At 64.3% G+C, this 19,506-nt stretch carries 15 protein-coding genes; 9 read left to right on the top strand and 6 right to left on the bottom strand.

Features of this window, described 5'->3' with window-relative positions; genetic code table 11:
- Positions 1-63: 63 nt before the first annotated feature.
- The 3 genes from BB934_RS00820 to BB934_RS00810 all read left to right on the top strand — a co-directional run bounded on the left by BB934_RS00820 (position 64) and on the right by BB934_RS00810 (position 4,940).
- Positions 64-360, top strand: coding sequence for an FAD assembly factor SdhE (locus BB934_RS00820; RefSeq protein WP_099507943.1), 297 nt, complete (start codon positions 64-66; stop codon positions 358-360).
- Positions 361-543: 183 nt separating this feature from the next.
- The gene (gene mfd, locus BB934_RS00815; RefSeq protein WP_099507942.1) at positions 544-4,065 is read left to right on the top strand and encodes a transcription-repair coupling factor; all 3,522 of its coding nucleotides are present in this window, start codon (positions 544-546) and stop codon (positions 4,063-4,065) included.
- Positions 4,065-4,940, top strand: a complete 876-nt coding sequence (locus BB934_RS00810; protein ID WP_099507941.1) for a serine hydrolase domain-containing protein — start codon at positions 4,065-4,067, stop codon at positions 4,938-4,940. Before mfd ends, BB934_RS00810 begins: the two co-directional genes overlap by 1 nt.
- On the opposite strand, the gene BB934_RS00805 is transcribed toward BB934_RS00810, so the two are convergent.
- Together BB934_RS00805 and BB934_RS00800 are read right to left on the bottom strand one after the other, a co-directional pair.
- On the bottom strand, positions 4,937-5,281 hold the full coding sequence (locus BB934_RS00805) for a response regulator (protein ID WP_099507940.1): 345 nt from the start codon (positions 5,279-5,281) through the stop codon (positions 4,937-4,939). The two genes, BB934_RS00810 and BB934_RS00805, sit on opposite strands and share 4 nt — an antisense overlap.
- A gap of 128 nt (positions 5,282-5,409) precedes the next feature.
- A complete protein-coding gene (locus BB934_RS00800; RefSeq protein ID WP_099507939.1) occupies positions 5,410-7,221 on the bottom strand; it encodes an extracellular solute-binding protein in 1,812 nt (603 codons plus the stop codon).
- 215 nt (positions 7,222-7,436) lie between these two features.
- Here BB934_RS00800 and BB934_RS00795 point away from each other — a divergent pair, with 215 nt between their 5' ends.
- Positions 7,437-8,243: an invasion associated locus B family protein gene (locus BB934_RS00795; RefSeq protein ID WP_099507938.1), complete on the top strand. Its 807-nt coding sequence runs from the start codon at positions 7,437-7,439 to the stop codon at positions 8,241-8,243.
- Positions 8,244-8,317: 74 nt separating this feature from the next.
- Here BB934_RS00795 and hspQ read toward each other — a convergent pair whose 3' ends face one another.
- Positions 8,318-8,647, bottom strand: a complete 330-nt coding sequence (gene hspQ, locus BB934_RS00790; protein ID WP_099507937.1) for a heat shock protein HspQ — start codon at positions 8,645-8,647, stop codon at positions 8,318-8,320.
- Between the two features lie 211 nt (positions 8,648-8,858).
- Here hspQ and BB934_RS00785 point away from each other — a divergent pair, with 211 nt between their 5' ends.
- Complete coding sequence (locus BB934_RS00785; protein WP_099507936.1) at positions 8,859-9,830, top strand: AEC family transporter; 972 nt, start codon at positions 8,859-8,861, stop codon at positions 9,828-9,830.
- Between the two features lie 191 nt (positions 9,831-10,021).
- Here the strand turns inward: BB934_RS00785 and BB934_RS00780 are convergent, their stop codons facing one another.
- Complete coding sequence (locus tag BB934_RS00780) at positions 10,022-11,230, bottom strand: UbiH/UbiF family hydroxylase (protein ID WP_099507935.1); 1,209 nt, start codon at positions 11,228-11,230, stop codon at positions 10,022-10,024.
- A 212-nt stretch (positions 11,231-11,442) separates the two neighbouring features.
- Here BB934_RS00780 and BB934_RS00775 point away from each other — a divergent pair, with 212 nt between their 5' ends.
- The 4 genes from BB934_RS00775 (at position 11,443) to BB934_RS00760 (ending at position 16,156) form a co-directional block, all read left to right on the top strand.
- Positions 11,443-12,990: an ABC transporter ATP-binding protein gene (locus BB934_RS00775; RefSeq protein ID WP_099507934.1), complete on the top strand. Its 1,548-nt coding sequence runs from the start codon at positions 11,443-11,445 to the stop codon at positions 12,988-12,990.
- On the top strand, positions 12,980-14,056 hold the full coding sequence (locus tag BB934_RS00770; protein ID WP_099512563.1) for an ABC transporter permease: 1,077 nt from the start codon (positions 12,980-12,982) through the stop codon (positions 14,054-14,056). Before BB934_RS00775 ends, BB934_RS00770 begins: the two co-directional genes overlap by 11 nt.
- Entirely contained in the window at positions 14,053-14,970 is a 918-nt protein-coding gene (locus tag BB934_RS00765; RefSeq protein ID WP_099507933.1) for an ABC transporter permease, read from the top strand. Before BB934_RS00770 ends, BB934_RS00765 begins: the two co-directional genes overlap by 4 nt.
- A 103-nt stretch (positions 14,971-15,073) precedes the next feature.
- Positions 15,074-16,156: a BMP family ABC transporter substrate-binding protein gene (locus BB934_RS00760; protein ID WP_099507932.1), complete on the top strand. Its 1,083-nt coding sequence runs from the start codon at positions 15,074-15,076 to the stop codon at positions 16,154-16,156.
- Positions 16,157-16,441: 285 nt separating this feature from the next.
- Here the strand turns inward: BB934_RS00760 and rimO are convergent, their stop codons facing one another.
- Positions 16,442-17,758: a 30S ribosomal protein S12 methylthiotransferase RimO gene (gene rimO / locus BB934_RS00755; RefSeq protein ID WP_099507931.1), complete on the bottom strand. Its 1,317-nt coding sequence runs from the start codon at positions 17,756-17,758 to the stop codon at positions 16,442-16,444.
- Between the two features lie 374 nt (positions 17,759-18,132).
- Positions 18,133-19,212, bottom strand: a complete 1,080-nt coding sequence (locus BB934_RS00745; RefSeq protein ID WP_162299132.1) for a glycosyltransferase — start codon at positions 19,210-19,212, stop codon at positions 18,133-18,135.
- Positions 19,213-19,506: the final 294 nt, after the last annotated feature.

Genomic DNA, 19,506 nt, shown 5'->3' with positions numbered 1-19,506 from the left:
GATGGTTATATAGCGGCCAAGCCGCCCTGAGGCGACGCAATCTTATCAGATCGGAGCAACGCCATGAGCGGAACCACACGCAGCAGCGCCGGCCTCGACACCCGCCGCAGGCAGATCCTGTATCGCGCCTGGCACCGGGGCATGCGGGAGATGGACCTGATCATGGGCCGTTTCGCCGATGCGGAGATCGGGGAGCTTTCCGAGGAGGATCTCGCCGAGTTCGAGCGCCTGATCGAGGTGACCGACCGGGATCTGCTCGGCTGGATCACGGGCGAGATTGTAACGCCGCAGAACTACGACACGCCCCTGTTCCGGCGCCTCAAGGTGTTTCATACGCATACCTCGCCGATCCACAGCTGACGCCACCTTGTCATCCCCGGCGGCCGTAGGCCGGGAAGGGGATCCACGATCAGGCACAGCGGTATGGATTCCCTTCCCCTCCGCTGCGCTCCGGCCGGGAATGACAAGCGAAAACCTTTCCCTCATCCAACGAACCGGTCCCGCCAGCCCGCGTTCTTGTTATCTACGATCCGATAATCCGCTATGAAGCCAGCCCTGACCCGTGCCCTCGATGCCCTGAAGAAGGGCCAAAGCCTGACGCTGTCCGGGGTGCCCGACGGCTTCGACGCGCTTGCCGTCGCCGATCTCGCGCGCGGCCTCTCCGGACAGGTGGAGGGCCCTGCCGTTCTGGTTCACGTGGCGCGCGACGGGCAGCGGCAGCAGAACTTCGCCAGCAGCCTCGCCTTCATCGCGCCCGAGATCGAGATCCTGACCTTCCCGGCCTGGGATTGCCAGCCGTACGACCGTGTGTCGCCCAACACCGCGATCACCGCGCAGCGCATGACGACCCTGGCCCGGCTCGCCCGCTCCAAGACCTCCGAGGACAAACCGCGCATCCTCTCGACCACGGTGAACGCACTCGTTCAGCGGGTGCCGCCGAAGGCCCGCATCGCTGCGGAAACCTTTTCGGCCGCGCCCGGCAACGTGGTCGATACGACCCAGCTGATCGGCTGGCTGGAGGCCAACGGCTTCCTGCGCACCGGCACTGTGCGGGACACGGGCGAATATGCGGTGCGCGGCGGCATCATCGATCTCTTCCCCGCAGGCCTGCCCAATCCGGTCCGCCTCGACTTCTTCGGTGACGCGCTCGAATCGATCCGCGCCTTCGATCCGGAGACCCAGCGCACGGTCGGCACCCTGCGCTCCCTCGATCTCGTGCCCATGAGCGAGGTTCAACTCACCACAGAGAGCATCAAGCGCTTTCGGCAGGCCTATGTGGCGGCCTTCGGCGCGCCCACCCGCGACGACCGGCTCTACGAGGCGATCAGCGAGGGCCGGCGCTATCCCGGTCTTGAACACTGGATGCCGCTCTTCCACGACCATCTGGACACGCTGTTCGACTACCTACCCGGCATCCCGGTGGTGTTCGACACGCTGGCCGACGATGCCGTCGCCGAGCGCCTCTCCCAGGTGAAGGATTATTACGACGCCCGCCGCGAGACGATGGGGCAGAACCAGCCAGGCGTCGCGCCCTATCGCCCGCTGCCGCCTGACGCCCTGTATTTCAAGCCGGAGGAATGGTCCGAGCGCACCGCGAAACTCCCGCTCGCACGCCTGACGCCCTTTGCGATCCCCGAATTGCCGGGACGGCTCGTCATCGATTGCGAGGCGCGCCAGGGCCGCAACTTCATCGCCGAAAGGGCGGACGACAACGCCAACGTGTTCGAAGCGGTGATTCGCCATATCCGCGATCTGCAGGCCACCAAGAAGCGCGTGATGCTCGGCGCCTGGACCGAAGGCTCGCGCGAGCGGCTGTCCCATGTGCTGCAGGATCACGACCTGCGCCAGACCAAGCCGATCGCGCGCTTCTCGGATGCGCTGGCCTATCCGCGAAACGAAATCCCGGTCGGCATCTGGCCATTGGAATCGGGTTTCGAGACCGCAGATCTCGCCGTCATCAGCGAGCAGGATATTCTCGGCGACCGCCTCGTGCGCCAGAAGCGCAAGTCCAAGCGGCCGCAGGATTTCCTCACTGAGGTCGCGGCGCTCACGCCAGGCGATCTCGTGGTGCATGTCGACCACGGCATCGGGCGCTTCGAGGGGCTGAAGACCATCGAGGCGGCGGGCGCGCCGCATGACTGCCTCGAACTGCATTATGCCGGCGGCGACCGCCTGTTCCTGCCGGTGGAGAACATCGAGCTTCTGACCCGTTACGGGTCGGAAGAGACGGAGGTCCAGCTCGACAAGCTCGGTGGCGGAGCCTGGCAGGCGCGCAAGGCGCGCATGAAGCAGCGCATCCGCGAGATGGCAGGCGCGCTCATGAAGATCGCGGCTGCGCGCATCCTCAAGGACGCTCCGCGCCTGACGCCGCCGGAGGGGCTCTACGACGAGTTCGCCTCGCGCTTCCCCTATGACGAGACAGAGGACCAGCTCAACGCCATCGAGGCGGTGCTCGACGACATGGCCTCAGGACGTCCGATGGATCGTCTCGTTTGCGGCGATGTCGGCTTCGGCAAGACGGAAGTGGCGCTGCGTGCCGCTTTCGTCGCGGCCATGGGCGGCAAGCAGGTCGCGGTCGTGGTGCCGACGACGCTGCTGTCGCGCCAGCATTACAGGACCTTCTGCGACCGTTTCCGCGGCCTGCCGCTCAACATCGCCCAGGCCTCCCGCTTCGTGCCCGCGGCCGAGATGAAGAAGACCAAGGAGGGCTTGGCGAACGGGTCGGTCGACATCGTCATCGGCACCCATGCCCTGCTCGGCAAGACGATCAAGTTCAAGGATCTCGGCCTCATCATTGTCGATGAGGAACAGCATTTCGGCGTTTCCCACAAGGAGCGGCTGAAGGAGCTGCGCGCCGAGGTTCACGTGCTGACCCTGTCGGCGACGCCGATCCCGCGCACCCTGCAGCTGGCGCTCACAGGCGTGCGCGAGTTGTCGCTGATCACGACGCCACCCGTGGATCGTCTCGCGGTGCGCACCTTCATCACGCCGTTCGACCCGCTGCTCATCCGCGAGGCTCTGCTGCGCGAGCGCTACAGGGGCGGGCAGGCTTTCTACGTGGTGCCGCGCCTCGACGATCTCGGCGACGTGAAGGCCTTCCTCGACAAGGAAGTGCCGGAGGCGAAGGTGGCTGTCGCGCACGGCCAGATGGCGGCGGGCCAGCTCGAGGACGTCATGACGGCCTTCTACGAGGGCAAGTACGACATCCTTCTCTCCACCACCATCGTGGAATCCGGCCTCGATATCCCGACCGCCAACACGCTCATCGTCCATCGCGCCGACATGTTCGGCCTGTCGCAGCTCTATCAGCTGCGCGGCCGCGTCGGGCGTTCCAAGACCCGCGCCTATGCCCTGTTCTCGGTGCCGGCCAACAAGTCGCTGACGGTTCAGGCCGAGCGGCGCCTGAAGGTGCTGCAGACCCTCGACACGCTGGGAGCAGGCTTCCAGCTCGCCTCCCACGATCTCGACATCCGCGGCGCAGGCAACCTCTTGGGCGACGAGCAATCCGGCCACATCAAGGAGGTTGGTTACGAGCTTTATCAGCAGATGCTGGAAGAGGCGGTGGCGCAGCTCAAGGCCGGGATCGAGGAGCCGACGGAGGATCAGTGGTCGCCCACCATCGCGGTCGGCGCTCCGGTCATGATTCCGGAGAGCTACATCGCCGACCTGCAACTGCGGCTCGGCCTCTATCGGCGGCTTTCGACCTTCGAGACGGACCAGGAGATCGATGCCTTCCGGGCGGAGCTCGTCGACCGGTTCGGGCCGGTGCCGTCGGAGGTCGATCAGCTTCTCAAGATCATGGCGATCAAGGTGCTGTGCCGCCGTGCAAATGTGGAGAAGGTGGATGGCGGGCCGAAGGGCATCATCGTCTCCTTCCGCGACAATTCCTTCGCCAATCCGACGGGGCTCATCTCCTACGTCACCGAGCAGGCCTCCTTCGCGAAGGTGCGTCCGGACATGAAGATCGTCTTCGTCCGCGACGTCGAAACGCCGGATGAGCGCCTCAAGGCCTCGGCGACGATTCTGCGCAGTCTCGTGCGAATCGCGGAGAAGAAGGCCGCCTGATGGTCGAAGCCTGGGCCCTGATCGACGAAGGGCGCGTGGTCGATGCGCAGGATTCCCGGAGGATCGTACCCTGGTGGAGCTTTACCAAGACCGTTCTTGCCGCAGCTGCTCTGGCGCTCGTGCGCGGCGAACTGCTCGGTTTGGACAAGCCGCTTCCGGGCAAGCCCTACACCCTGCGCCACCTGCTGCAGCACCGGTCCGGGCTGACGAATTACGGCGGCTTTCGCGCCTACCATGAGGCCGTGGATCGCGGCGATGATCCCTGGCCGGTGCCCGAGCTGCTCGACCGGCTCGATGCCGGCCGCCTTCGCTACCCCGCAGGCGAGGGGTGGGACTATTCCAATATCGGCTATCTGTTTGTCGCTCGGCTGATCGAAGCCACCGCCGATGCCGAGCTTGGCGAGGCCTTGCAGCGCCTCGTGCTGAAACCGCTCGGGATCGCAGGCGCCCGCGTAGCGCGGACAAGAGCGGATCTTGAAACGGTGACCATGGGAAGCGCCGAGGGATATCATCCCGGCTGGGTTTATCACGGGCTGCTGGTGGGTCCTGTCGAGGACGCGGCTCTGCTGCTCGACCGGCTTCTGGGCGGTGACCTGCTGCCGTCCGATCTGAAGCGGGAAATGCTGACGCCGTTCGTGGTTCCGGGCCCTTTGCCCGAGCGACCCTGGGCGATTCCGGGATACGGGCTCGGCGTCATGACGGGAGAGACGACCGGCGGTATCGGGGTCGCGGGACATACGGGAGGCGGGCCGGGGAGTACTATCGCCGCCTATCGGGATATGAAAATGGGAAGCGCGCGCACGGCCGCCTTCTTCAGGACAGATGAAGATCAGGCTCAGACGGAAGAAGGGGCCTTCGCGCTCCTGCGGGGCTAGAATTCGGGCGCTGCGACTGCCCGCACGCTAAGCTCGTTCTGCAGCATGGTGGCAGCTCCGGCGATGCCGCCGGTGATGATGACCGGGGTGTCGCGATCGGCCAAATTCTTGCGCAGACGGCGGGCGAGGTCGAGGAAGCGCCGGCGCTCCGCCCAACCGGCCTGGTGCGGCATGTGCAGCACCACCGCCGCCGGACTCGGAATCAGGGCCAGGACATCATCGGCAGCCTCGAAGGGCGTCGTGACGCTCGCGTACCCCATGCCGGCAAGCTCTGCGGATAGAGCGCTATCGGGAGCACGCTCGCCGTTGTCGACGACGAGGACCTTCGGCATTCCGTTCATGGCGATACCCTGCAGTAAGACGCGACAGTGAGACAGGAGGTGTTCACCAACGTCGAAGCAGAGCATTAGTTTCACGCGCTACATGAACGGAAGCTCAACAATATCAGGTCGGGGCCGGGGGTCCGCCCTTACGGCTGCTGCTTCCACCACGTATCGATGTTCGTGCCCATGAGCGGCGTCTTCTCCGGGCGCCTCAACTCGCTGCTATAGGCAAGCCATTGATCTTTCAGATAAAACAGCGGCACAACATAGAAGCCTGATAACAGCGCGCGATCGAGGGCGCGAACGGAAGAGACGAAATCTTCCCGGCTTCTCGCTTCCAGAAGGGCGTCGATGAGCCGGTCGACAGCGGGTGAGGTAATCCCGGCGTGGTTGAGCGACCCACCCCTTTGCGCCGCAGTCGAGCCCCAACGATTGCGTTGTTCGTTGCCGGGGGACGGCGTCCCCGGCCAGAGCCACTGCACCATGTCGAACTCGAAACGGGCGAGTCGGCGCCAATACTGCACATCGTCGACGAGACGCACCCGTGCCTGGATGCCGATCCGGCTCAGGGATTGGGAAAAATTGAGCGCGAGCCGTTCCTGCTGGCGCGAATTTGCCAGCATCTCGAAAGCGAAGGCGTCACCGGTCCCCTTCTTGCGAAGCACGTCGTTCTCGAGCACCCAGCCGGCCTCAGACAGCAGGGCAAGGGCACGGCGGGCCATCTCCCGGTCCCTGCCTGATCCATCGCCTGCCGGAGGCTCCCAACGGCCGTCGAGGATGTCCGGACGGACGGCATCGGGGAACGGAGCGAGCAGGGCATGCTCCCGTCCGTCCGCGGGCCTGCCGGCGGAAGCGAGGTCCGAGCCGGAGAAGTAGCTGTTCGATCGGGTCAGCTGGCTGAAATAAAGGTTCCGGTTCACCCAATCGAAGTCGAACAGATAGGTCAGGGCTTCGCGCACACGAATGTCCGCAAAGAGGGGCTTTCGCGTGTTGAAGACGAAGCCGTTCATTCCCTTGGGCAGCAGGGTCGTCATGGTCTCCCGGACGATACGGCCGCTCCTGACCGCCGGGATGTCGTAGCCCGTCGCCCATTGTCCGGGATCGCCCTCGATCCTGAAGTCATAAAGCCCTGCCTTAAAGGCCTCGAACAAGCTGTTGGCATCGCGATAGAAATCGTAGCGGATCTCGTCGAAGTTATAGAGGCCGCGGGTGATCGGCAGATCTTCGCCCCAGTAATCCTTGCGGCGCTTCAGCACCACGCGTTCACCCGGCCGCACCTCGGTCAAGGCGTAGGGGCCGGAGCCGATGGGCGGAGCGAGAGACGTCTTGTCGAAGGTCTCAGGATTCGTGGCATGCGCCGGAAAGATCGCCATCGTTCCGATGATCAGCGGCAGTTCCCGGTCATTGGACCCTGTCAGGTCGAACCGGATGCGGTGCGGATCGAGAATCTCGACGGCCTTGACCTGCCCGAAGCTCGAGCGGTGAAACGGCTTGCCGTGCTTCTTCAGCATCTCGAACGAGAAGCGCACGTCCTCGGCGGTCAGCGGGTGCCCATCGGAGAAGCGGGCACGCGGATCGAGATGGAAGGTTATCGAACTCCGATCCTCCGGCATCTCGATCGAGCGGGCCACCAGACCATAGATGGTGAACGGCTCGTCGGTCGAGCGCATCATCAGGCTCTGGAGCACGTAACGCGGCACCACGTCCGGCGCGACGCCTAGCACGATCAGCGGGTTGAGGCTGTCGAAAGTGCCCTGGAGCGCCAGCGTGATTCGCCCGCCCTTCGGGGCCTGCGGATTCGCATAGGGCAGGTGATCGAAATCGGCCGCAAGAGAAGGCTGGCCATGCATCGCGATGCCATGCCGCAGCATCTCCGCTTCCCCGGCGAAAGCGAAGCCGTGGCCGGACAGGACGAGGGCAGCACAAAACAGCAGTTTCCGTATAAGCCAGCGGCCCATGATGCTCCCGATACGAGACTGCATGGATGGGGGCAATGTTGTACAGAAAATTGCCCGAGGTGACTGGAAACCTACCACGCGAAAGGTTAAAGGAGCGCCACACGTCTTGTCTTCGCCACATTCGGCAAGGATTTGACCACGTCATCATAGGTTAAGAACGCGCCGGATAAACGGCCTATTCGAAAGCCGGTCTTTCGACTGAGAGGATCAAACATATGTCTTTCGCGACACGCTTCGCGAGCCTGAGGGGGACCCGTAGCCTGGCGACCGCCCTGGCTCTTCTGGTGAGCGCACCCGTTCTGGCTCAGACCGCTCCGGCCCAGCGCCCGGCGGCCCAGCCGGCCCGTCCTGCCGCTCCGGCCCCGCAGCAGCCTGCTCCGGGCGCTGCTCCGGCGCAGCAGGGTGCCGGCCCCACGGTCGTGCAGGTGAAGGCCGAGCCGTCCCAGCCGGAATGGACGAAGGTCTGCGGCAAGGACCAGAACACCAACACCGAGATCTGCTACACCACCCGCGACTTCGTCTCGGATCAGGGCCAGCCGGTCCTGGCGCTCGCCGTCTATGACGTGAAAGGCCAGCAGCCGCAGAAGGTCGTCCGCTTCGTGATGCCGCTCGGCCTGCTGCTGCAGCCCGGCCTGCGCTTCGCCGTCGACCAGGGTCAGGCGACCCCCGGCCGCTATGTCATGTGCCTGCCCAACGGCTGCTTCGCCGAGGCTCAGGTGAAGGACGACTTCATCGCCGCCGTTAAGAAGGGCGCCAACCTGAACGTCAGCGTCCAGAACCAGATGGGCCGCGAGATCACCTTCGCCGTTCCGGCGGCAGGCTTCGGCAAGGCCTTCGACGGTCCGCCGATCGATCCGAAGGTGCTCGAAGAGCAGCAGAAGAAGCTCCAGGAAGAGCTGCAGAAGAAGAGCGAAGAGATGCGCCAGAAGATGCTGAACAGCGGCGCAGGCGCTGCTCCCCCCGGCGTCGCCGCTCCTGGCGCAGTTCCTGGCGCTGCAGCTCCGGCCGCTCCCAAGCCGTAAGGTGGGATTATCGGACCAACAAAAACGCCGGGCTCGATGCCCGGCGTTTTTCGTTTTCGACAAAGGCAAGGAAATCAGTGCGCCAGGCTCGGCTTGGCGCGATAGACGCCGTTCTTCTCCTGCGTGAACAGTTCCGTGATCATCGGATTGCGAAGGGGCTCGCCGGAATGATCCGGCAGAAGGTTCTGCTCGGAGACGTAGGCGATGTACTCGGTTTCCGCGTTTTCGGCGAAGAGGTGATAGAAGGGCTGATCCTTGCGGGGCCGGACCTCCTCGGGAATCGACAGCCACCATTCCTCGGTGTTGTCGAATTCGGGATCGACATCGAAGATCAGCCCCCTGAACTCGAACACCCGGTGCCGCACCACTTGGCCGATCGCGAATTTGGCTAAACTCGCTTTCATGGTCTTAACTCCTTGATCTTCATATAGAGATCCTGGCGGGAATCTCCAAATCGGCGTTTCTCACGATAAGGAGAGCAGGGCGCTTCCCCCGCCCGAGCCCTGCGTTCCGGGAAAGCTGGCCTTCCGAAAGATGGGATTGTCGCAAGGTTGGAACCTTGCCAGAAGAAACTGTCATTTCAGGCCTGCCAATTCCTTCCATTTGGAGACGCCGATGTCCGATCTGATCGGGCTGTTCAATTTGCTCGTCCCCTTCTTCGGCCTGATCGGGCTCGGCTTCTTCTGCGGCAGGGTGGTGAAGCAGCCCGAGGCTGGGCTTGCCTGGATGCAGTTCTTCCTGATCTACGTGGCGCTGCCGTGCCTGTTCTACCGTCTCATCGCCGACAAACCCCTGGATGAGCTGGCCAACTGGCCCTTCATCGCCGCCACCACCTTCTCGACCTTCTGCGCCTTTACGCTCTCCTTCGTCACCGGCTGGCGCTACACCCGGGACATGGCTCAATCGGTGGTGCAGGGCGTGGCCGGATCCTATTCCAATATCGGCTATATGGGACCGCCGCTCATTCTCGCGGCGATCGGCGCCGCTGCCAGTGCCCCGGTCGTCCTGATCTTCGTCTTCGACAACCTGTTCCTGTTCTCGGTCGTGCCGCTGCTGATGTCGATGGCGGGCCTCGACAAGCTCAGCCTGCCGGCGACGATCCGCCGGATCGTCTGGCGGGTCCTGACGCATCCCTTCAACGTGGCGACGGCCGCAGGCATCGCGGCAAGCTACCTGCATCTCCAGCTGCCGCAATCCATCGATCAGATCGTGACCTGGCTCGCCGGAGCGGCGGCGCCCTGTGCCCTGTTCATCCTCGGCGTGACGGTGGCTCTGCGGCCCATGCGGCAGATGCCCGGCGAAGTGCCGATCCTCGTCTTCATCAAGCTGATCCTGCACCCGCTCCTGGTATGGGTCGTGCTTTCGGCCGTGGGCGATTTCGGACCGGCCTGGACCTATGCCGCCATGATCATGGCGGCGCTGCCGCCGGCCCTGAACATCTTCGTCATCTCGACGCAGTACAATGTGGGCGTGGAGCGCGCCTCCGCCTGCATCCTCATCGGCACGCTGGTCTCGATGTTCACGCTGACGGGAATTCTCTATCTCACCACCAAGACCGGCGCGTTGCCTTACGATCTTTTTCCGTGAGAGCTGAAGCCTGCGCCTGAGAACTTGCTATCCACTGTCATTCCGGGGCGGCCATAGTCGAGCCCGGAATCCATAACCGCTAACTGTGACGAACAAAGCGGGATGCTGCCTGCCCATTCTTGAGACGTCGTGTTTATGGATCCCGGGTTCCGCTTCGCGGCCCCGGGATGACAGTGACGACGTCATTGCCTTTAAACAGGCGAATGACCCCGCATCAGTCGAGGCACGCTGAAGCGCGGGAGGACGCCTTCGCGCATGACGATCCGGCGCAGGGGGCCGATATTGCTGAGCGCCAGAAGGCCCGCTCCGCGCAGGAAGTCCGTGGGGAGCATGCCGGTCAGCAGGGTTCGGTTCAGCCCGTCCACGGCGGCAGTGCGCAGGCGGACATCGAGATCGCGGTTGCGCTGGTAGCGGTCCAGGGTCTCGTCCGATCCCGGATCGTGGCCCTCGTCGCGCCCATCCACCACCGCGTCCCGCAAGGACGCGACATCCCGGAAGCCGAGATTGAGGCCCTGCGCGCCGATGGGCGGGAAAACATGCGCCGCCTCGCCGACGAGGGCGAGATGCTGCGCCCGGTAGCGGTTGACCGATAATCCGCTCATGGGCACGAGCCCGCGCGGTCCGTCGATGCGCATGGCTCCCAGGTGCGATTGCGCCTGCCGCTCGATGGCGAGCGCCAATGCCCCGTCATCGAGCTGCGACAGCCGTTCCGCCTCGCTCTTGCTCGTCACCCAGACGAGGCTCGAGCGGCGGCCGGGCAGGGGTACCAGGGTGAACGGACCGTGGCGGGTGTGGAACTCGGTCGAGGTCTCGCGATGCTCCCGGTCATGGGCCAGGATGACCGTGACCGCAGATTGCGGGTAGGACCACGTCTGGGTTTCGATCCCGGCGATCTGGCGCAGCTTGGAATTGCGTCCGTCCCCGGCGACTACGAGGCTCGCTTTGAGCGTCTTGCCGTCGGCAAGGGTCAGGGTTGCGCCCTTCCCGTCGGTTTCGAAGCCGGTCGCGAAGGCCGGCACGAGTGTCAGTTTCGCGCAAGCCCGCGCCGCCTCGGCGAGGGTTTCGACGAGCGTGACGTTCTCGATGTTCCAGCCGAAGGCGTCGAGGCCGATCTCTCCGGCCCGGAACGCGGCCGGCGGCGGCCGGAACAGGCTGCCCGTATCGTCGACGATGCGCATCGTTTCGAGCGGCGCCGCGTTCCTGACGAGTTCCGGCCAGGCCCCGAGCGCTTCCAGGAAGCGCACCGAACCGTTGAGGAGCGCAACCGTCCGACCGTCGCGGCGTGTATCGAGACCGCCGACGAGCACCGTGTCGAAGCCGTCGCGGGCGAAGGCGAGCGCGGCGCTCAGGCCCACGGCTCCGGCACCGACCACGGCAATGTTATAGGTCCTTTCGCTCACGGGGCTTTCACCATCAGGTTGTGGACGGTTCGCAGACTCACAGTAAAGCACGGATTCGCCATTGCCGACCGGCGCACCGCCTCCCTATGATCGATCCATAGGGGAGGGCGAACCGGGCGGCACTTGCCAAGATTACTTGCCAAGTTCCGTACGGGCCGTCATCCATGTGCATATTCCTACCCGGCTGCAACCCTTAAGTCAGAGACGCTTGTGTGAAGGCAGACCTATCATCCTCGGGGCCGCCCCTCGTCGAGCTTAAAGGGATCAGCAAGCGCTATGGCGACCTTCTCGCCAATGACGGGATCGATCTTTCGATCGAGCCGGGAGAGATCCACGCGCTTCTCGGAGAGAACGGAGCCGGCAAGTCGACGCTGGTGAAGATCCTCTACGGCGTCATTGAGCCGAGCGCCGGCGAGATCCGCTGGGAAGGGCGCCCCGTGTCCATCGCCTCTCCGGTCGAGGCGCGAAATCTCGGCCTCGGGATGGTGTTCCAGCACTTCTCGCTCTTCGACGAGCTGACGGTGGCCGAGAACATCGCGGTCGCGCTCTCCGGCGACTGGAACCTCTCGACCGTCCGCAGCAAGCTTGGTGAGATCAGCCATACCTACGGTCTGGCGCTCGATGCCGACCGGGCGGTCTGGACCCTGTCGGCGGGCGAGCGGCAGCGCATTGAGATCGTCCGCTGCCTTCTCCAGAACCCGCGCCTGCTGATCCTCGACGAGCCGACCTCCGTGCTCACGCCGCAGGAGGCCGAGCATCTGTTCACGACGCTCGACCGGCTCTCGGCCGAGGGCTGCTCGATCCTCTACATCTCCCACAAGCTGGAGGAGGTGCGCCGTCTCTGCCGCCGCGCCACGATCCTGCGCGCCGGGCGCGTGGTCTCCACCATCGACCCCCGCGCCAGCAGCGCCCGCGAGATCGCAGCTCTCATGGTCGGCAGCGAGGTCGGCGAGATCCGCACCGATGCGCCGCACCACCCGGAAGGCGAGATGCTCAGGGTCGCGGCTCTTTCCATGTCGCCCGCCGGGCTGCACGGCCAGGCGCTGCGTGATATCAACCTCACGGCCAGGGCGGGCGAGGTCGTCGGCATCGCGGGCATTGCCGGCAACGGCCAGACCGAGCTTTTCGCTGCGCTCTCCGGCGAGCGCCTGGCGGATCGGCCGGATGCCGTCGTCATCGCGGGACGGCCGTCCGGGACTGCGGGTATCGATGCAAGGCGCCGGCTGGGTGCTGCCTTCGTGCCCGAGGAGCGCCTGGGCCACGCAGCCGCGCCGACCCATCGCTTGAGCGAAAACACCCTGATATCCCACGCGGCCGCGGAAGTGAGCCGCTCGGGCTTCATCCTGCTCAACGCGGCCAAGCGGCTCGCCCGCTCGATCGTCCAGAGTTTCGACGTGCGCACGCCCGAAGGCGACCCACAGGCGCGAAAACTCTCCGGCGGCAACCTGCAGAAATTCGTGATCGGCCGCGAGATCATCCGCAAGCCGAAGCTGATCGTCGTCGACCAGCCGACCTGGGGCGTCGATGCCGGCGCCGCCCGTCTCATCCGTCAGGCTCTCGTCGATCTCGCCCGGCAGGGCAGTGCCGTCGTGGTCGTGAGCCAGGACCTCGACGAGCTGTTCGAGGTGGCGGACCGGATGGCGGTGATCCACCAGGGGCATTTGAGCCCGCTCAGACCCATCGGCGAATGGACCAAGGAGGCCGTGGGCCTTGAAATGCTAGGCGTTGCGCAAGCTTCCGGAGGCGTCCATGCGGTTTGAGCTGACGCCCCGCCCCCATGTCTCGCCCGCGATGCGCGCGCTTGCGCCGGTTACCGCTTTCATCACCGCGTTCCTCATCGCCGGCTTCGTCATCTGGCTGATGGGGCGCTCGCCCATTGCGGCCTTCGACGTCTATGTGCTTCAGCCACTCAGCGATCCCTGGTCGCTGCAGGAGCTCGTCGTCAAGGCAACGCCGCTGGCGCTCATCGCCATCGGTCTCTCCTACTGCTTTCGCGCCAATCTCTGGAACATCGGCGCCGAGGGCCAATACGTCATCGGCGCCGTGCTCGGCAGCTGGCTCGCGCTGAAAACCCACGGCACGGAGGCCGGCTTCTGGGTACTGCCGCTCATGCTGCTCCTCGGCGTCATCGGTGGTGCGCTCTACGGGCTCATCCCTGCCTTCCTGAAGACCCGCTTCGGCGTCAACGAGATCCTGACCAGCCTGATGCTAGTCTATGTCGCGCAGCTCGTGCTCGATTATCTGGTGCGCGGACCCTGGCGCGATCCGAAGGGCTTCAACTTTCCGCAATCCGTGACCTTCGATCCCTCCGCAACGCTGCACCCGATCTTCGAGGGCGGACGCGTTCATTTTGGAGCCGTGTTCGCGCTCATCGCCGTTCTGGCGACGGCCGTGATCCTGGGGCGGACGCTGTTCGGCTATCGCCTGAAGCTGACGGGCGACGCGCCGCGTGCCGCGCGGTTTGCCGGCTTCAGCTCCAAATCGACCACGATGGCGGTGTTCGCGATCTCGGGCGGGCTGGCGGGGCTCGCCGGCATTTCGGAGGTTTCGGGGCAGATCGGCCAGCTGCAGCCGTCGATTTCTCCCGGCTATGGCTTCACGGCCATCACCGTGGCGTTTCTCGGCCGGCTCAACCCCATCGGCATCCTGGTCGCAGCCCTGGTGGTAGCGCTCACCTTCATCGGCGGCGAGAGCGCGCAGATTCTGCTGAAGCTGCCGCTCGATCTCACGCAGGCTTTCCAGGGCATCCTGCTGCTCTGCGTTCTGGCCGCCGATGCGCTCGTCAGCCACCGCATTCGTTTCGTGACACGGGGAGGGGGCAAATGACCACTTTCGAAGCCATCCTGCTCACCATCGTCACGGCGTCTACGCCGCTGCTGATCGCGGCCTTGGGCGAGCTCGTGACCGAGCGCTCGGGCGTGCTGAACCTCGGCGTCGAGGGGATGATGGCGATGGGTGCCGCCTGCAGCTTCGCCGCCGCCGTGACGTTCAACTCCACATTCCTGGGCGTCGCGGCCGGCATGCTGGCAGGCGCGCTGATGGCGTCCCTGTTCGCGCTCGTCGTGCTGGGCTTCGCCGCGAACCAGGTGGGGTCGGGACTGGCCGTGACCATTTTCGGCCTCGGATTGTCGGGCCTGATCGGCGCCCCCTTCGTCGGCGCGCGGCGTGATCCCGTTGCTCATATCGACATCCCCCTCTTGAGCGATATCCCCGTGATCGGACGCCTGTTTTTTGAGCAGGATCTCTTCGTCTACGCCTCGATCGCCCTGACGATCCTGGTTGCGATCTACCTCACTCGGACCCGTTCCGGACTGACCCTGCGCTCCATCGGCGAGAACCATACCTCGGCCAATGCGCTCGGCCTTCCGGTCTGGCGCGTGAGGTTCGCGGCGATCCTGTTCGGCGGGGCCTGCTCGGGTCTGGCCGGTGCTTATCTCGCGCTCGTCTATACACGCTTCTGGTCGCCGGGCATGACGGCGGGACGGGGCTGGATCGCCCTGGCGCTCGTGGTTTTCGCGGCCTGGCGGCCGGGCTGGCTGCTGATCGGCGCCTATATCTTCGGAGCTGCGACCGTGCTGCAGCTTCACGCCCAGGCGGCCCAGTTCGGCGTGCCGTCGCAGCTCCTGTCCGCGGTGCCTTATCTGGCGACCATCCTCGCCCTTCTGCTCCTCTCCCTGCGCCATGGCCGGGCCATCGGAGCGCCGGGATCCCTGGGCGTTCCATTCGTGCCTGACCGGTGAGCAAAGTGATGTTAATCTGATCAAAGCGCAGGCAGAGGAATTCTTGCCAGAAGCCTTAAGACCTGCGACGGAATGGTGGAAATCTAAACTCGAGGGAACGAGCATGTTTTCAGGGAAAATCTTTGGGGCCGTGGCGGGGGCAACGGTTCTGGCTCTGTCCGCGACCGGCGCGCTCGCGCAGGCGAAGGACAAGATCAAGATCGGCTTCATCTATGTCGGCCCGGTCGGCGATCACGGCTGGAGCTACCAGCACGATCAGGGCCGCCAGGCTATCGAGAAGGCCTTTCCGGGCAAGGTGACAACCACCTTCGTCGAGAGCGTGCCGGAAGCCGATTCCGAGCGCGCCATCGAGCAGCTGGCTCGCACTGGCCACGACCTGATCTTCACGACCTCTTTCGGCTTCATGGAGCCGACGCTTAAGGTCGCCAAGAAGTATCCGAACATCAAGTTCGAGCACGCCACCGGCTTCAAGCGGGCTCCGAACCTCTCGACCTATGCGGCAAAGTTCCACGAGGGCCGCTACATCATCGGCCAGATCGCCGGAAAGATGACCAAGTCGAACACCATCGGCTATGTGGGCGCCTTCCCGATTCCGGAAGTGATCTCGGGCATCAACGCGTTCTACCTCGGCGCGCAATCGGTGAACCCGAACGTGAAGATCAAGGTGGTATGGGCCAATTCCTGGTATGACCCCGCGAAGGAGGGTGACGCCGCCAAGGCCCTGCTCGACCAGGGCGTGGACATGCTCGCCCAGCATACCGACAGCCCGGCGCCGATCCAGGCCGCCGAGGCCCGCGGCCGCTTCGGCTTCGGCCAGGCCTCCGACATGGCGCGCTTCGCGCCGAAGGCGCAGCTGACCGCCATCGTCGACAATTGGTCCGACTATTACGTCGCCCGCGCCAAGGCCGTTCTCGACGGCACCTGGAAGTCGGAGGACACCTGGGGCGGTCTCAATGCCCATATGGTCGTGATGTCGCCCTACACGAACATGCCCGACGACGTGAAGAAGCTGGCCGAGGAGACCGAGGCCGCGATCAAGTCCGGCAAGCTCAACCCCTTCAAGTGCCCGGTCATCGGCCAGGACGGCAAGGAGATCGAGTGCAAGGGCAGCGGCGCCCTCTCGGACGAGCAGGTGCTCGGCATGAACTTCTACGTGAAGGGCATCGACGACAAGATCCCGCAATAAGTTTTAAGCGGGCTTGAACAAGGAGGCAGTCGGGCGACCGGCTGCCTTTTTTGTTGGTTGGTAGGTCACATAATTCGTCGAGAGGACGGGCGCAAGTCCATCAGGATCTGGCGCGACTTCACCTCTCCTTGAGGGAGAGGTCGCGCCGGAGGCGCGGGTGAGGGGTTACGCCCTCTCCGGATAACGCTCTCCCCCTCACCCTCGCTCCGCTCGACCTCTCCCCACCGGGGAGAGGTGAAGGCTGCGCCAGTCTCTCGCAACAAAAATGCGGGAAACGGAGGAAGATCAAACCACCGTCCCGTGCAGGTCGTACTCGTCCGAGCTCTCGATCTTCACGTTGACGATCTCGCCCGGCTTCAGGGGCGTCCTTGAGGCTACATAGACGGCACCGTCGATCTCGGGAGCGTCGTATTTCGTGCGGCCGGTAGCCACCGTCGCGCCCTGCTCGTCGATGATGACGGGCAGCGTCCTGCCGACCTTGCTCTTGAGGATCCTGGCGCTGACCTTCTGCTGGGTTTGCATGAAGCGGTGCCAGCGCTCCTCCTTCACCTCCGGCGGAACCGCGCCGTCGATGTCGTTGGCGGGCGCGCCCTGGACTGGCTCGTACTGGAAGCAGCCGGCGCGGTCGATCTTGGCGTCCTTCAGCCATTGCATCAGGAAGTCCACGTCCTCCTCCGTCTCGCCGGGGAAGCCGACGATGAAGGTCGAGCGGATGGCGAGGTCCGGGCAGATCTCGCGCCACTTGTGGATGCGCTCCAGGGTTTTCTCCTGGTTGCCCGGGCGGCGCATGGACTTCAGGACGCGGGGCGAGGCATGCTGGAAGGGGATGTCGAGATAGGGAAGGATCTTGCCCTCGGCCATCAGCGGGATGACCTCGTCCACATGCGGGTAGGGGTAGACGTAGTGCATGCGCACCCACATGCCGAGCTCGCCGAGCTCCCTGGCAAGCTCGAAGAAGCGCGTGCGGACCTCCCGGTCCTTCCACAGGCTCGGCTGGTACTTGATGTCGAGGCCGTAGGCGCTGGTGTCCTGCGAGATCACCAGAAGCTCCTTGACGCCGGCGCGGGCCAGCTTCTCGGCCTCGCGCAGCACGTCGCCGATGGGGCGGCTGACGAGGTCACCGCGCAGCTTCGGGATGATGCAGAAGGAGCAGCGGTTGTTGCAGCCCTCGGAGATCTTCAGATAGGCGTAATGCCGCGGCGTCAGCTTCACGCCCTGCGGCGGCACCAGATCGATGAACGGGTCGTGGGCGGGCGGAACGGCCTGATGAACGGCCGAGACTACGGATTCGTAGGCCTGCGGGCCGGTGATGGCGAGCACGTTCGGGAAATGCTCGCGGATCTGCTCCGGCTCGGCGCCCATGCAGCCGGTCACGATGACCTTGCCGTTCTCGGCCATGGCATCGCCGATGGCCTCCAAGGACTCTGCCTTGGCGCTGTCGAGGAAGCCGCAGGTGTTGACGATCACCACATCCGCCCCGTCATGCTCCTTGGTCAGCTGGTAACCTTGGGCGCGAAGCTGGGTGATGATGCGCTCGGAATCGACCAGGGCCTTGGGGCAGCCCAGGGATACGAACGAGACTTTCGGCGCGGGAGCATTCATCCGCAAAAAATCCAATCTTCCATCGAAACTGACATCCGGGAGGTGCCCGTCTAAGGCCGCGTCTTTAGCGAATTCTGGCCGGGAAACCTGTCGATCGAGGGCAGGGGCACCAGGCCTGTCGCGCGGCAGCGCAGACTTCCCTATGTCGCCTGGATCGATCCAGCGCCTCGCAGGCGCCCCGGAACGACAGGACACGCGACTTAAGGCGCGCGTGTGCCTTTACAGCACCGGGTCCGTCTTTACAACATCCGGCTTTGACGCAGATCTCTTCTCCCGTTCCCCGGACAATCCGATCGGCAAAGGATTGAAGCTCGGCCTTGCCGCAGTCGGGGGAGGGCGCTTGGTCTTCGAGGCCGGGGTTCCTGACGAGTGAGTCAGGCCCTCAATGTCGGCATCCAGCTTCCATCTCCACCCGTGGCCTCGCTGATGACCACCGCGAATTCGCGCTCATAGATGCTTGCCACGGCGCTGCCGCTGTATCGGGCGCCCTGGGAGTGCAGCGAGGTCTTGTCCACCTTTGCGTCCAGCGCCGCCAGCATCTCCTGCGCCAACGCTTCGGGCGACTCCTGCTCTGCAATCCGGCCGTAACGTCCGAAACCGACCAGCTCGAGCGTCCCCATCGATGCCTTTGTGACAACGACCGGGCAACCGACATAAAGGGCTTCGATGACGACCGTCGGCAGCGCCTCCCACCGGGAACTCAGCACCAAGGCAGATGCCGAGGCCAGGAACGGGAAGGGGTTATGGAATCCCGGCATGTCAATATAATCCTGCACCCCGAGCTCATGGGATTCTCGTTCCAACTCCATCCTCAGCGGGCCATCGCCCAGGATGATCAAACGAGCGGGCCGCTTGGCGACGACACGAGCGAAGGCCTGCAGAAGCAGAGAGTGATTCTTCTGATCGACCATCCGTCCGATGTTGAGAAACACCGGTACATCGTCCGCCATCCATCGATGATCGACATCCTGGGCGGTCATGAGGTCGATATCGTCTCCGATAACGGCATTGGGCATTACCGACAGCGGCAGGTCCTGCCGCCTCGTAAATGCAGCAACCGAGAGCAAGCTGCTCTGATCGACACAAAAGATACGGGCAAAACGGCTATAGACCCATGGCGTGATCATATATGCCATTCGAGCCGCGAATTGCTTTTTCTCGAAGTGGTAGACGGCGTTCATATCGCCGTGTTCGATCGCAATCATGGGCAATTGCCGAAGAACCTGACCGGCGAGTGCGGACAGTACATTGGCCGCGGCCATCGCAGAAACCAATATGTCAGGGCGAGAATCGCGCAGCGCGCGAATTAACTTCGGCAGGCTCCAGACGGCGCGCCCGGTTCCCAAATCCGTAATGCGCACAGACGGTGATACAAGGGCCTCATTAGGCCCGGCGCGACTGACAACGATGAGTTCGACATCGTGGCCTCTCGCCGCCAATGCGTTGGCCAGCATCACTTGAGCTCGCTCACCTCCACCGCCAGCGAGGCTGTTTACAAAAAGTGCAATCCGCATACGTCTTTCGATTCCCTGTTTTCTGTATCGTCGCCAAAGAGCCGACGACGGCCCTGACATGCGAACGCTGCTGAAGGCGCTAATCACTGATCGGCAAGCCGCTGACAGTAATCGGTCTCGTTTGGTCGAGTGGCTCTTCGTGATGTTGGCCCCTCTCCGGACATTACTCGTGTGTGTGCGAGTAATTCGACTGGCGCCGCTGCCCATTGCCACCGTTGGGCATTGCGCAGTTTC

It is taken from the genome of Microvirga ossetica, from assembly GCF_002741015.1.
GTDB lineage: Bacteria > Pseudomonadota > Alphaproteobacteria > Rhizobiales > Beijerinckiaceae > Microvirga > Microvirga ossetica.
The sequence above is the reverse complement of the archived record's forward strand: the minus strand, read 5'-3'. Positions and strand labels throughout refer to the sequence as shown.

Coding starts and splice junctions, on each gene's coding strand:
- BB934_RS00760 (WP_099507932.1), top strand. CDS start 15,074: ATGTTTTCAGGGAAAATCTTTGGGGCCGTGGCGGGGGCAACGGTTCTG.
- BB934_RS00770 (WP_099512563.1), top strand. CDS start 12,980: ATGCGGTTTGAGCTGACGCCCCGCCCCCATGTCTCGCCCGCGATGCGC.
- BB934_RS00810 (WP_099507941.1), top strand. CDS start 4,065: ATGGTCGAAGCCTGGGCCCTGATCGACGAAGGGCGCGTGGTCGATGCG.
- hspQ (WP_099507937.1), bottom strand. CDS start 8,647: ATGAAAGCGAGTTTAGCCAAATTCGCGATCGGCCAAGTGGTGCGGCAC.
- rimO (WP_099507931.1), bottom strand. CDS start 17,758: ATGAATGCTCCCGCGCCGAAAGTCTCGTTCGTATCCCTGGGCTGCCCC.
- BB934_RS00800 (WP_099507939.1), bottom strand. CDS start 7,221: ATGGGCCGCTGGCTTATACGGAAACTGCTGTTTTGTGCTGCCCTCGTC.
- BB934_RS00805 (WP_099507940.1), bottom strand. CDS start 5,281: ATGAACGGAATGCCGAAGGTCCTCGTCGTCGACAACGGCGAGCGTGCT.
- mfd (WP_099507942.1), top strand. CDS start 544: ATGAAGCCAGCCCTGACCCGTGCCCTCGATGCCCTGAAGAAGGGCCAA.
- BB934_RS00745 (WP_162299132.1), bottom strand. CDS start 19,212: ATGCTGGCCAACGCATTGGCGGCGAGAGGCCACGATGTCGAACTCATC.
- BB934_RS00785 (WP_099507936.1), top strand. CDS start 8,859: ATGTCCGATCTGATCGGGCTGTTCAATTTGCTCGTCCCCTTCTTCGGC.
- BB934_RS00795 (WP_099507938.1), top strand. CDS start 7,437: ATGTCTTTCGCGACACGCTTCGCGAGCCTGAGGGGGACCCGTAGCCTG.
- BB934_RS00765 (WP_099507933.1), top strand. CDS start 14,053: ATGACCACTTTCGAAGCCATCCTGCTCACCATCGTCACGGCGTCTACG.
- BB934_RS00820 (WP_099507943.1), top strand. CDS start 64: ATGAGCGGAACCACACGCAGCAGCGCCGGCCTCGACACCCGCCGCAGG.